This window comes from Priestia sp. SIMBA_032 (genome assembly GCF_046535215.1).
GTDB classification, from domain to species: domain Bacteria; phylum Bacillota; class Bacilli; order Bacillales; family Bacillaceae_H; genus Priestia; species Priestia aryabhattai.
Map to the genome: position 1 here is coordinate 1 of NZ_JAWRXD010000977.1, position 260 is coordinate 260.

Annotated in this window: 1 pseudogene; it reads left to right on the top strand. The window is 70.0% G+C overall.

What is annotated here, in order from left to right:
* Window positions 1-260, top strand: a pseudogene (locus SB717_RS37255) (hypothetical protein); the annotation flags it as partial.

Below are 260 nucleotides of genomic sequence, written 5' to 3' on the forward strand. Positions count from 1 at the left end.
GTCGCCCGAGGCGATCGCGTCCGCCGACGCGGTGATCTTCGCCACGGACGTCGGTGTGAAGGCACGAGAACGATTTGCCGGAAAGCCGGTGGTCGCATCGGGTGTCAAACGGGCGATCAACGAGCCGGACACGATGATCTCCGAGGCGTTGCGCGCCGCCGATGATCCCGGCGCGGCCAGAGTCGCCGGTTCGGCGACCGCGGACGCCGAACATTCCGGCGGAGGCGGCGGCGACGTCGGTTGGGGCACCCGCATTCGCC